At 33.5% G+C, this 13,620-nt stretch carries 9 protein-coding genes; 3 read left to right on the forward strand and 6 right to left on the reverse strand.

The window, feature by feature from the left end:
- Nucleotides 1–22: 22 nt before the first annotated feature.
- Nucleotides 23–1,099, reverse strand: coding sequence for an aminopeptidase (locus tag ACQUQZ_RS09405; RefSeq protein WP_435354629.1), 1,077 nt, complete (start codon nucleotides 1,097–1,099; stop codon nucleotides 23–25).
- A 180-nt stretch (nucleotides 1,100–1,279) separates the two neighbouring features.
- Here ACQUQZ_RS09405 and ACQUQZ_RS09410 point away from each other — a divergent pair, with 180 nt between their 5' ends.
- Nucleotides 1,280–1,822, forward strand: a complete 543-nt coding sequence (locus ACQUQZ_RS09410) for a hypothetical protein (protein ID WP_435354630.1) — start codon at nucleotides 1,280–1,282, stop codon at nucleotides 1,820–1,822.
- A gap of 144 nt (nucleotides 1,823–1,966) precedes the next feature.
- On the opposite strand, the gene carB is transcribed toward ACQUQZ_RS09410, so the two are convergent.
- Nucleotides 1,967–4,810 carry a carbamoyl-phosphate synthase large subunit gene (gene carB, locus ACQUQZ_RS09415; protein ID WP_435354631.1) on the reverse strand — a complete coding sequence of 948 codons (2,844 nt, stop codon included), beginning with the start codon at nucleotides 4,808–4,810 and terminating at the stop codon, nucleotides 1,967–1,969.
- 316 nt (nucleotides 4,811–5,126) lie between these two features.
- Here carB and ACQUQZ_RS09420 point away from each other — a divergent pair, with 316 nt between their 5' ends.
- Nucleotides 5,127–5,588 (forward strand): hypothetical protein, encoded by a 462-nt coding sequence (locus tag ACQUQZ_RS09420; protein WP_435354632.1) that lies wholly within the window; start codon nucleotides 5,127–5,129, stop codon nucleotides 5,586–5,588.
- A 203-nt stretch (nucleotides 5,589–5,791) separates the two neighbouring features.
- The gene (locus ACQUQZ_RS09425; protein WP_435354633.1) at nucleotides 5,792–7,429 is read left to right on the forward strand and encodes a hypothetical protein; all 1,638 of its coding nucleotides are present in this window, start codon (nucleotides 5,792–5,794) and stop codon (nucleotides 7,427–7,429) included.
- 1 nt (nucleotide 7,430) lies between these two features.
- Here the strand turns inward: ACQUQZ_RS09425 and ACQUQZ_RS09430 are convergent, their stop codons facing one another.
- The 4 genes from ACQUQZ_RS09430 to mutS all read right to left on the reverse strand — a co-directional run bounded on the left by ACQUQZ_RS09430 (nucleotide 7,431) and on the right by mutS (nucleotide 13,583).
- Nucleotides 7,431–8,159, reverse strand: a complete 729-nt coding sequence (locus tag ACQUQZ_RS09430; protein WP_435354634.1) for a DUF6503 family protein — start codon at nucleotides 8,157–8,159, stop codon at nucleotides 7,431–7,433.
- Nucleotides 8,160–8,240: 81 nt separating this feature from the next.
- A complete protein-coding gene (locus tag ACQUQZ_RS09435; protein ID WP_435354635.1) occupies nucleotides 8,241–8,510 on the reverse strand; it encodes a hypothetical protein in 270 nt (89 codons plus the stop codon).
- Between the two features lie 66 nt (nucleotides 8,511–8,576).
- Nucleotides 8,577–10,886 carry a fused MFS/spermidine synthase gene (locus ACQUQZ_RS09440; RefSeq protein WP_435354636.1) on the reverse strand — a complete coding sequence of 770 codons (2,310 nt, stop codon included), beginning with the start codon at nucleotides 10,884–10,886 and terminating at the stop codon, nucleotides 8,577–8,579.
- A 54-nt stretch (nucleotides 10,887–10,940) separates the two neighbouring features.
- Nucleotides 10,941–13,583, reverse strand: coding sequence for a DNA mismatch repair protein MutS (gene mutS / locus ACQUQZ_RS09445; RefSeq protein WP_435354637.1), 2,643 nt, complete (start codon nucleotides 13,581–13,583; stop codon nucleotides 10,941–10,943).
- Nucleotides 13,584–13,620 lie beyond the last annotated feature (37 nt).

Genomic DNA, 13,620 nt, shown 5'->3' on the forward strand with positions numbered 1-13,620 from the left:
ATAACCTGACTTGACGTATAGTTTAGAAAACAATACTTGTTGGATATTGTTCCTTTAAATACTTTAAATATTTGTTAAAATCTTTGTTAAATTGAATGCTAAATTCATCTTTAAACTGATTTTGCTTACTTTGGTAGGTCAGATAACCAATAAAATAGGCATTATTTGGCAAATTTCCGTCATTCAATGACCATTTTTTTCGGTTTATTAATTTAGACTGAAAACTATTAGAAAGTAATGTGTCAGTTGAATTGATGATGTTCAATATCAACTTATTTTTTTCTTGTTTTTTTAATTTTAAGGTTAAATTTTTATCGAAATGATTATATAAACTATCTAATTTCTTAGCCCCTCTAATCAAATGTTGGCTATAAGTATCGTTGTATTTTTTTGAGAATTGATAGCGTTCTAATTCTTTGGAGTTTTTTCCGAATTTTGATTCTAAAAAACGAATGGCTCCATAATCACCAACAAAATCTGCGAGATTTTCGTTGAATTCTATGTTGTTTTTTACAAAAAGTGTACCATGAGTAAGTTCATGAATAATAAGAGATGCTAATCTTCCTTCTGATTTTTCTAACATCGAACTTAAAATTGGATCTTTTAAATAGCCTAAAGTACTCCATGCCGAAACTTCATTGAGCTGTGTGTCATAACCATTATTTTTTAACTCTGCTATTTCTTCTTTAGCAATATTTTCTTCAAAATGACCTTTATAACTAAACGTACCTATAATTGGAAAATGCCATTTTTTTGCTTTTAATTTAAAAGGCTCACAAGCTGTAATTACCCAAAGAATGGGTTTTTGGTGTTGGTCATAAAAAGTTGTATAGTTTTTAGAGGGATTGAGACCTAAAGAATCAACAGCAAATTTTTTAATTTCTTGAATCAATCTAATTCTATTTTTTAAGGAATCGGGATAAGCTTTATCTACTAAAACTTCTGAAACTGGGCGAGTATTAAAAATAATTGTTAGTTGCCCTTTAGCTTGACGATAAGCATAGATTGTTGAGTCGTAATGATAGATAAGGAAAATAGCTAATAGCATTAATGCTCCAAGAAGTGAATATTTGAATATTTTAAAAACTTTTTGCCTCATACTTAAATTATAGGTTAGCTTCTTGATTAAACGTAAAAATGTCTTTTTATATTCATGAAAATTAAAAAAATTATATATAACAATAAAATAATACAATAAATATTTGCAAATATCCTCCAAATTTATTTATTTTTGAATTGAATATTTCAAAACCTAATCCTTTTCTAACCTTAAAAATTTATGACTAAAGCTATTATTGCGTCCGTCGTAGGAGGTATCATCCTCTTTATGTGGCAGTTTCTCTCTTGGACTGTCCTTGATTTGCATCGTCCGATGCAAATGTACACACCAAAGCAAGAAGAAATATTAAAATTTCTCGGAGAAAATCTTGATGAAGGAAATTACTTTTTGCCAACAGTTCCTGAAGGAACATCATCAGAAGAAACCGAAAAAGCTATGAATGCTTCTGCTGGAAAACCTTGGGCAGATATTCGTTTCCATAAAGCGATGGGTATGCAAGCCAATATGACTATGAATATGGTCAGAGGTCTTTTAGTTGACATTATTGCCGTGTTTTTGCTTAGCTGGTTCTTATTAAAGAAAGGATCTGATTTTAAAAATACGCTAAGTGCCTGTGTTGTTTTTGGGCTAATTGCTTATCTAACAACTGATTATACATTTCAGATTTGGTATGAAACAAATAGTATTCCTAATTTAATAGATGCCATTGCCAGTTGGGGTTTATGTGGTGTATGGCTTGGTTGGTGGAATGGGCGGAAATAGTCTTAACACAATTTTCTAAATTGTAATGTTTAAAGTATAAACTATAAAAAAGCCGTCATAATTTGTATATGACGGCTTTTTTATAGTATTTATAGAAACAATTTATTCAAAAAACGACCAAAATTCTTTATTCGTCATTATGATTTATCTACTCAAATATAGATTTCTTTCAGAATAAATATTCAAGAAGAAATCATCGGTTAAATCATCAATAAAATATATTCCTTCACCCGTTGATTTCATTTCTGGGCCAAGTTCCTTGTTTACATTCGGGAATTTGTTGAATGAAAATACAGGAATCTTAATTGCATAACCTTTCTTCACTGGTTTGAAATCAAAATCTGTTACTTTTTTCTCACCTAACATTACCTTAGTTGCGTAGTTTACATAAGGTTCTTGGTAGGCTTTACAAATGAAAGGTACAGTTCTTGATGCACGAGGATTGGCTTCTATGACATAAACCTTTTCATTTTTTATGGCAAACTGAATATTGATTAAGCCAACAGTATTTAAACCAACGGCGATTTTTCGTGTATATTCTTCGATTTGAGCAATTACATGGTCACTTAAATCAAAAGTTGGAAGTAAGGCATACGAATCTCCCGAATGAATACCCGCAGGTTCAATATGCTCCATGATTCCGATGATATATACATTTTCTCCATCACAAATAGCATCGGCTTCTGCCTCAATTGCGTTTTCTAAGAAATGGTCAATCAAAATATTGTTATCAGGAATATCACCTAAAATCTTTACAACATGTTGTTCTAACTCTTGTTCGTTGATGACAATTTTCATGCTTTGTCCACCCAAAACATAACTTGGACGTACCAGCAATGGAAATCCTAGAGTACGAGAAACCTCAACAGCACGGTCTGCAGTACGGACAGTATCAAACAAAGGATAAGGAATCTCCATTTCCTTCAATCTTTCAGAGAATCTACCTCTATCTTCCGCTAAATCAAGAGCGTCATACGATGTTCCAATGATTTTTATGCCATATTTAGTTAGTTTTTCTGCCATTTTCAAAGCAGTTTGACCACCTAATTGCACTATTACACCAACTGGATTTTCGTGTTTGATGATGTCATAAACGTGTTCCCAGAAAACTGGTTCAAAATATAATTTATCAGCAATATCAGGGTCAGTTGAAACAGTTTCAGGGTTACAGTTGACCATGATTGCTTCATAACCACATTCTTTTGCTGCCAAGATTCCATGAACACAAGAATAATCAAATTCGATTCCTTGTCCAATACGGTTTGGCCCTGAACCTAAAACAACGACCTTTTTCTTATTGGAAGGAATAGATTCGTTATCAAGATTATCGAGTGATGTACTGAATGTTGAGTAATAATAAGGCGTTTTTGCTTCAAATTCAGCAGCACAAGTATCAACACATTTATAGATGCGATGGATTTCCATCTCAATACGTTTGTTGAAAACTTGACTTTCTTTGCAATTCAAGACATGTGCGATTTGACGGTCGGCATAACCTTTTTGCTTGGCAATAAGCAATAATTCTTTTGAAATATCATCAATCGTATATTGCTCCATTTCTTTTTCAAGTGAAATAAGCTCTTCGATTTGATGTAAGAACCATTTATCAATTTTTGTTAGATTTTGAATGGTTTTGAATGAAAGTCCCGCCTTGAACGCATCATATACGTGGAATAGTCGATTCCACGATGGATTTGCCAATGATTTTTTAAGTGCTTCTTGGTCTTTCAATTCTTTACCATCGGCACCCAAACCATTTCTTTTGATTTCGAGCGATTGACAAGCTTTTTGTAAAGCTTCTTGGAAATTACGGCCAATGCCCATCGTTTCACCTACCGACTTCATCTGTAAACCTAATGAGCGATCACAACCAGGGAATTTATCGAAGTTCCAACGTGGCACTTTCACAATCACATAGTCAATTGCAGGTTCAAAAAATGCAGAAGTACTTCCTGTGATCGGATTTATCAACTCATCAAGGTTGTAACCAATTGCCATTTTAGCTGCAATTTTGGCGATTGGATAACCAGTTGCTTTAGAAGCCAATGCCGACGAACGAGAAACACGAGGATTGATTTCGATAGCGATAATCTCATCTGTATCAGGATGTAAAGAGAACTGAACATTACAACCACCTGCAAATTGACCGATAGCATTCATCATTTTGATGGCCATGTCACGCATTCTTTGATAAACTGTATCAGGTAATGTCATGGCAGGAGCAACTGTAATTGAGTCGCCTGTATGAACACCCATCGGGTCGAAATTTTCGATGGTACAGATAATTACTATATTGCCTAGGTTATCTCGTAATAACTCTAATTCAAACTCTTTCCAACCTAATATTGACTGTTCAACCAACACTTCATGCACTGGAGAAGCATGTAATCCATGATTAAGAGCTTTGTCGAATTCATCTGCATTGTGTACGAAACCACCGCCTGTTCCACCTAAAGTATAAGAAGGACGAATGACGAGTGGAAATCCAATTTCTTGGGCAATTTCTTTACCTTCCAAAAATGAACGAGCAGTACGTCCTTTACAAACACCTACACCGATTTCGAGCATTTTAAGTCTAAACTTCTCACGGTCTTCGGTTGTTTCGATAGCTTTTATGTCAACACCGATAATTTCGACATTGTATTTTTTCCAAACACCTGCTTTATCGCAATCAATCGCTAAATTTAGAGCAGTTTGACCACCCATCGTTGGTAAAACTGCATCAATAGGGCGACCCATTGCTTGGTGTTTTTCCAAAATTTCAACAATAGATTTTTTTTCAAGGGGCTTTAAGTAAACAAAATCAGCATTAAGCGGATCTGTCATAATTGTGGCTGGGTTGGAGTTGATTAGACTCACCTCTATGCCTTCTTCTCTGAGCGACCTTGCGGCTTGTGAACCAGAATAATCAAATTCGCAGGCTTGACCAATGACAATAGGGCCAGAGCCTATAATAAGAATTGACTTGAGATTGGGATTTTTTGGCATTTTTTCTTTGAAGGGGTTTCGATTCTTACACGTTATCCGTTATGACGGTTTGTTGTGACATCGAAGGACAAAGTTAGCATAGAAATTTCATTTTTCCATTTTTAGATTATCAACATCTTAAAAAAGTATTACAAAATAGTGATAATGTATAATTTTATAAAAAAAAACCTCATTTTTAATGACAAATCGTTGTTTTATTTGATTTAAAAACACTCAAAAAAAAAATGTTAGTTGCTATGATTATGGCTAAAATTTGTTAATTTTGAACAACCTAATAGGTTATCTGAGATTGTGTGAACCCTAAAAAACTACTATGATGTTTAGAAAAAGTACTTTGTTTGGCTTTATTAGTTTGTATTTGTTAGTATTAACCCTACAAGCACAAGTTGGTCCAGAAAAGAAAAAAATAAAAGTACAAATGTTTGTCAATGGAAAACTACATCCCATCAATCAGACTTTCACAAAAGCAGATAAAGATATTCAATTGAGAGCATACGATGCTCAGACTAATAAAGAATTAGCAATTACCATAATAGATGCTTCATTGATTAGAAATGGGCAGAAAATTGTAAGTGTTTCTCTTCCAGGTAGTGGCTCTATTGAAAAACTAATAGTAAAAGCACATAATAATGACAATTATATATTTGAGATAAAGCAGTTGTTAGAAATGGCAGATGATTTATCTTTGAAACCATTCTCTGATAGAACATTCAAAGTCTCATACGCTTTTTTTGATGCCGATTTGGATGCAGGTAAAATTACTGTTGGAGCCAATTAGGTAAAAAAAAGAAATGAGACAAAATTATGTACCAGAAATTGTTGATTTTTTAGCCTAGAAATGACATTAATGATAATTTAAATTTTAATTATTTAGAAATTTTATATAAAATCAGTAGTTAAGCTATAAGATTTACTTAGACAAGATGAAATAAATTTATTCATCATTCATCAAACAATAACTAAGACATAAATTACTATTAAATGTTTAGATTCGACGATTCGCCAATGCTTTATTTAGTCATTGGCAATCTACTTTTGCTTTTAACCGGGGTAGCATCTTTCTACCCATTTTTGAATTTTAAAGGATTTCAAAATAAAAATTTTATTATTGTTGTCGTAGGTTTATATCTTTCAACCTTAATTATATTAAGACTGCCAGTAGTTGTTTTTAATCAAGTTCTTAATCCTGATGAGAATTTATTTATCGTAGGGGCAATGACACTCGCACAAGATCCTATTTATTGGGAGTCTGTCGATGGTTGTACAAGTGGGCCATTTAATTTTTATATCATTACTTTTTTTTGCCAAGTCTTTAATCAACCCTACGATTATATTTCAGCTCGAATGATTGGAATTTTGCTTATGGCAGGTAGTATTCTATTCAGTTTTGCCGCTTTAAAAAAGTTATTTTCTACAGACATCGCATTTTCGAGTATTTTTCCTGCGGTCGCATTTTTGAGTACTACACGCTACTTTGACTTTGTACATTTTAGCAGTGAACATCTGCCTATTTTTCTACTAAGCATCATTGCCTATCTTTATGCAACGATTTTCAAACAAGTTTACCCTAAATCTTCTACAGCATTTATTTTTGGCTTGGTGGCTGGTAGTATAATCTTTACAAAATTACAAGCAATCCCGATTGCCTTGTTTTTGACTGTGACTGCTTACTGGCTGATTTATGACAAATCAAAAAAGTTTTTTACAGTACAAACGTTAATGCTTACAATTGGAGGTATTTTAGTGCCATTATGTTTGCTTTTGATGGCTTTTTGGTATGATTTTGCAGATAAAATCTGGATTTATTATCTTAAAAATAATTTGAGTTACGGGAATAATACTAATATATTCAATACCATTTATGAATCATTATTTGATGAAACAAATATATTTATCCGCCTAATTGTAGTCTTATCAACTATCTTATTAATAGTAAATTTGTTGATAAAAAAACAAATTAAACCTACCCCTCAAAGTGCCTTTCTTATCACTTTTTTATTGAGTACAGTGCTGGCTGTTTATAAGACAGGTTTTGTTTTTCATCATTATTTACTTTTTTTAATCTTTCCAACAGTTTTTCTATACGCCTTTTTCCTGCAGGATTTAATACATTTTTCGAAAAAGTATTTCTCAATGGGTTTTTTATCAGTTGTGTCAATTATAACTTTATCTAATAGCTTCATTTATCCATTAAAAAATCATTTTGTTACTAATCATCAACAACGCCAATTACCCATTTCACTTACTGGAAAGGAAATTATTAAGTATTCCAAACCTAACGAGCCATTAGTTGTGTGGGGCGATGCAGGTATTTTATATTTAGAAACTAAAAGAAGACAAGGCATTCGATGGAGTAATTCACATTGGGGAATGTACAGTGATTCGCTTCAAAAGCTATTTCAAGAAGAATTTATTAAAGAGTTTAAACTTGAACCATTTCCAGTTTTTATAGATGCTCATCCTACAAAGGGTACATTTATGACCCGAGATAAATTAGGCTATGAAACAGTTGCTCCACTCAAAGAAATAATTGATAAAAATTATCAATTCATTGGTGAATTTGATGAACAAAGGGTATTTGTTCGAAATGAACGTTTGGAAGAAATAAACAAAAAATAACTTATTTCACAACGATGTTCTTTTGCTCGATAATTGAAAGTAATGAGTCTTTTCCTGCTTTGAAAGCTACGTCATATTCAGAGGTTTGTAATGTTGTATCTGTAATAACGAAGTTTTCGTAATCTTGAAATGTAATTCCACCAATAATTTGACGATTTTTTGCTCGTCTAAATCTTGGCCCACCATTGGCGTAGGCAATAAAGTCTAAAGTATGACTTTCTTGATTGAACCAATAACAATAAATGTCTTTAAAGTCATTGCCACCACCGTCTTTATTAAACCAGACTTTGATTTTATCGTATTTTTTGTTGTCTAAAGTAGTTTCACCCAAATACTCCAAATTAACTGCTTTATCATTTAATTTATAGGGCAAGAGTACAAAATAAGCGACCGAATTGACTGCGTTGGTGTATTTGGTTATATCTTTTTTTGACAATTGGACTTGGTTTCCATTGATAAATCTGAAAAAACCTTCATTATTGATGACATCCCAAATATCATTTCTGGCACTATCTTTAGAAATTCGTTCATATTGGAAGCGTAAAGAGCCGTCTGTGCTACTTTTGTGCATCAATTTTATATGAAACTTACGAAAATCAAATTCAGTGGTGAAATTATCAAACTTTTTGCCACCATATAGTTCAATACTTTTTTTGACAACGCTTCGTGCTTTATCCTGACAAGAAGTAAGACTGAAAATTAGGATAAAAAAAAGAACAAGGTTTTTCATAATAAGTTTTTTTGGGAATAAAATTCTCCGAGTTGTGGTTTTTTACTCTACAATTCGGAGAATTGTACTACCAAAGTGTAATCAAAAATACGCTGAAATAACTTCTTTAATTTTACTAATTGGAACAATCAATGGTTTTCGGGTGATAGTTATTGCCACTTTGGTTTGTGGACTATCTTGTTCGGAAACGACTTGATAAGTTCCTTTTACTGGGCCTATCAATGTTTGGATACTAAATGAACCAGCATTGGCATTGCCATCAAATACTCCCCCTTTGTTTTTAATTGCTGAATTTGCACTGACTACAAATTGATTTGATGTGCCAGGAAAATCAATGTTAAATGATGCCATGATACAATGGTTAATTTTTTATATTTTTCTTTTTGGGACATTGCTTGAATAAAGTTACGCAAATAGTTATAAATATGATTCATTTTCTCCTAAAATTTTTGCCCATACTCTTCCAAAGTCAAATTCATCTTTCGGCCACATATCAGAATTGAACCTTTTGGTAATCATCAACTTGCCATTTTGGATATTTTTTTTTGTTTTGAGTGATTTTAACATCACCTCCCTTATATTGATATTGGCTTGTAAATAATAGTTTTTGGTAAATGAATTTTCAACTCTTTTTAAAATTTCAGTCTCACTGAAATCAATTTCTTGATCACTGCCAATGATCATAAAACTATCCATTTCATAAACATAAGGAAATACTTTCGCAAAACCGTCACGAACCCTGCCTGTTGCTCCCCATGTTATTGCGATTCCCCCCTTTTTTAAACGTTTTTTTAGTAATTGAAAATATTCAACTGAGTATAAATTTCCTGCATAAGATGATTTTGGTCTTAAAGCATCGGCTTCAATAATATCATATAATTTAGGATTTCGGTGTAAAAAATACCGCCCATCCTGTAAGATGAGGTTGACACGTTTATCATTCATAATACGTAGAGCAGCACTGTCATTTGTACGTTTAATATATTCATATACAGCTGCAGGTTGATTGACAATGACCTCAAAACAATCAAGGTTTTTGGTTTCTGTACGTCCTCCAGCATTGAAAAGCGTACAAGCTGAACCTAAACCAATGATACCAATATCTTGTGGGTTTGGGTGTAATAAAGCTGGAATAGCACCCAAAGTAATATGATTTTTGTCTCGATTAAAAGGAAACATACTTTGACCTAAACCATTGGTATATACGTAAGATTCGTCACCTAAAATCTTAATAAATGAAAGAGCCGTTTCGTCTTCTTCGATGATAAATTTTTGTTTGTTGGTCATCCCGCTGAGTTTCATCCAAAAATTTTCATTAGAAGGAATCAAGAAAATGGTAATAATAAGAGCAAAAGCCATTAAAACTCTTGAAAAAAGACTATTAAAACCTTGCCGATGAATAGCTAATATGTAAATCAGACCTATCAAACCAATGATTTTGATGGTTAAAGCTGTACCGAGGTAGTTGAAGCCAATTAATGTTACAAACCATGCCCCAATGGTTGAGCCAACGATATTCATAAATTGTAACCAACCAACTTTTCGACCTACTTCCTCAAATTTGTCTTGAATGATGAGTTGAGAAATAGTAAAGCTAAAACCCATAATGAAGGTTGGAACAGCCATTAAAAACAAAGGAATGAGTAACATTGTAGAAATCACAATAGTTGGTGTAAATAGAGCCTCATAACTTTTAAAATATTCAAATAAAAATGCCAAAGCTGAAATATCTGAAACAGCCCATTGAAGAATCAATATTGAGCCAATTGTATAAATATATAGCGTATATTGTGCATTTAAGAAGAGTTTTAGTCGATTTCCTGTGAATTTTTTGGCAAATCGAACGCCTGAATAAGTACCGATTGCCATCATTGCCAAATAAATTGTTAGAATAATTGAAAAAGTAAGAGCCAATGATTTCATCATGGTTTCTATCATTCTAAACCATAATATTTCAAAGCAAATAGCCATAAAACCAGAAATTGTATATTGAACAATCCAGTAAATAAAGTTCCGATTCCAAGAAAATGTTGCTTTGTTTTCTGGCTCAAAATGCCTGAGATTATCAGATTCCGCAATGAATAATGCACTGTTTTTGGTTTCGAAATAATAAATTAATGCAGCGGTGGCTGCACATATAAAATTGAAAGTTGCCCCCAATCTAACTGCATTTTCAAAACCAATTGCCCGAATCAAAACAAATGATGTTATCAAAGTTCCTGCTGCTGCTCCGAGGGTATTAGTAAAGTATAATAAACTGATATAATTTGCTTGATTTTCAGACTTTTTTTCTTCAAAAGCCTTTGATAATAGTGGGAGAGATAAACCCATCAAAAATGTAGGAAAAAGCAAAACTAAAAAAAGAATCAAATAAATTTGAAAGTTTGAACCACCTTCTAAAGCATTTGATTGGTAAAGCCAATCGTAAATGATGGCTTTACTGAAAAGAGCAAAAGTACCAATGCCCAATTCGGCCAAAACAAACAATAGTATTGGGCGATTTTTGCCAACTCTGTCTGCCAATTGCCCTCCAGCCAAATAACCAAGTCCAAGCCCTGCCATGAATGCAGAAACGATTAAACTAATACTAACCGAACTTATACCTGTATAAAATACCAGCCAGCGTTGCCAAATCACTTGATAAATTAAGGCAGCAAAGCCAGAAAAGAAAAAAATAAATAAAAGTAAAAAGGAACGATATTTTTTAGAAGTAGGGTTTATCGACATACGGCTTGAGTTATAGGTTAGGCTTAGAATGTTTTATTTAAATAAGTTTTAGCATCAAACTAATTTTACTAATTCATTGAGCTTCAACAAGGCTTCAATTGGCGATAGCGTATTGACATCAATTCCTTTTAATTTATTCTTTAATTCTTCAATTTTTGGGTCTTGTGGTTCGAAGAAACTTAATTGAAAATTGTTCTTGGGAATATCCATTCGGGGAGCTTCTTTGATTTTCTCTTTGTTATTTTCTTTGATATGGTCTTTTTCAAGATGATGCAAAATTTCATTGGCACGAAGTACGACAGATTGTGGCATACCTGCGATTTGTGCTACGTGAATTCCGAAGCTATGCTCGCTGCCACCTTCTTTAAGTTTACGCAAAAACACCACTTTATTGTCTAATTCTTTGACGGCAACATTGAAATTCTTGATACGACTAAAATCTTCTGTTAATTGATTTAATTCGTGGTAATGGGTTGCAAAAAGTGTCCAAGGCTTGCATTTTTGATGATTATGTAAATATTCTGCGATACTCCATGCGATGCTTACGCCATCATAAGTGCTTGTTCCTCGCCCAATTTCGTCCATGATTATCAGACTTCTATCGCTCAAATTATTCAAAATACTGGCAGTTTCAGTCATTTCTACCATGAAAGTTGACTCACCACGTGAAAGGTTATCACTTGCACCTACACGGGTAAAAATTTTATCGACAATGCCCAATTCGGCACTTTCAGCAGGGACAAAACTTCCTACTTGTGCCATCAAAACTATGAGGGCTGTTTGGCGTAATAAAGCAGACTTTCCAGCCATATTAGGCCCCGTAATAATAATAATTTGTTGTGTTTGGTCATCCAAATATAAATCATTTGGCACATATGCTTCCCCTAAGGGGAGTTGTTGCTCAATCACAGGATGTCGCCCTTCTTTGATGTTAAGTGTTTTATTATCAGTGATTTGTGGTTTGCAATAATTGTTTTTTCGAGCTGTTTTTGCAAAAGAAGAAAGAGCATCTAAAATCGAAATGACTCTTGCATTTTGCTGAATTTGAGCCACAAATTCACAAGCAGTTAATACCAATTCATTGTAAATTCGATACTCAATTTCAAAGATTTTTGACTCGGCTGTCAATATTTTTTCTTCATAAATTTTTAATTCTTCGGTAATGTATCGCTCGGCATTTACAAGCGTTTGCTTGCGAATCCATTCTGGTGGGACTTTGTTTTTATGAGCATTTGAAACTTCAAGATAATAACCAAAAACTTTATTGTAGGAGATTTTCAATGAAGGAATACCTGTGCGTTGAGCCTCACGATTTTGTATTTCTATCAAAAAATCTTTCCCTGAAAATGCTATTTTGTGTAATTCATCTAACTCCGCATCAACACCCGATTTTATCATATTACCTTGATTGCTTAGAACTGGAGCTTCATCTCTTAATTCTTTTTCAATTTTATCAATAAGATATTGACAGTCAGTAAGTTGTGTGATGTATTTCTGCAAAACAGCAAATTGCTGGCTTCCCAAAGTTAATTGTTTTTTAATTGGCTCAATTTGTAATAAAGCCCTTTTGAGCTGCACTAATTCTCGTGGATTGATGCGACGAACTGCTACTTTTGAAATCAAACGCTCTAAATCTCCGATAGGTTTTAGTAGGCTTGTGAGATGCTCTAAAATTTCATCATTTTTTACAAAAAACTCAACAGTATCCAATCTTTCTTGAATCAATGAACGTTCTTTTAGTGGCAAAACCAACCATTTTCTCAAAAGCCTTGCACCCATTGGTGTAATGGTTTGGTCAAGCACTTGAATCAAAGGAACGCCGCCGTCGTGCTGTGCAAAAACCAATTCGAGGTTACGAATCGTAAATTTATCTAACCAAACATATTTATCTTCATCAAGGCGAGTGAGGCGAGAAATATGCCCCATTTCTTTATGCTCTGTATCAGATAAATACCTCAAAATCACACCAGCAGCAATAATACCATCAGGCATATTTTCTACGCCAAAACCCTTTAAAGTAGCAACTTTGAAGTGATTTAAGAGCAATTGATAGCCAAAATCGAATTTATAAGCCCAATCTTCAAAAGTAAATTCGTTGAATTTATCGCCAAAAAGTGTTTGAAATTCTCCTCGGTATTTTTTGCAATAAAGCACTTCTGAAGGAGCAAAACTTTGTAATAATTTATCAATATAAGCCGTATTTCCTTCAGTTGTTAGAAACTCACCAGTAGAAACGTCTAAAAATGAAACCCCAAAATAATCAGGTTTTGAAAAGTGAATCGAAGCTAAATAATTGTTTTGTTTGTGGTTTAAAACATTGTCATTGAAAGAAACACCTGGCGTAACCAATTCGGTAACACCACGGCGTACAATCCCTTTGGCAGTTGAAGGGTCTTCGAGCTGGTCGCAGATGGCTACACGTTCGCCCGCACGAACTAATTTAGGCAAGTATGTATCCAATGAATGATGTGGAAAACCTGCTAATTCTTCTTGAGCTCCACCATTATTGCGGCGAGTAAGGACAATTCCGAGGATTTTTGAGGCACGAATGGCATCTTCACCAAAAGTTTCGTAAAAATCACCCACCCGAAACAACAACATCGCCCCAGGATATTTTGACTTGATTTGGTTATATTGACGGTTTAAAGGAGTTTCCTTGATTTGCTTTACTAATTCTTCTTTCGACGGTCTTGCCACTTTCTTTGATTGCTAAAATGAGATTAAACTTTACCCA

The organism is Emticicia sp. SJ17W-69 (assembly GCF_051209875.1).
Classification (GTDB): Bacteria; Bacteroidota; Bacteroidia; order Cytophagales; family Spirosomataceae; genus Emticicia.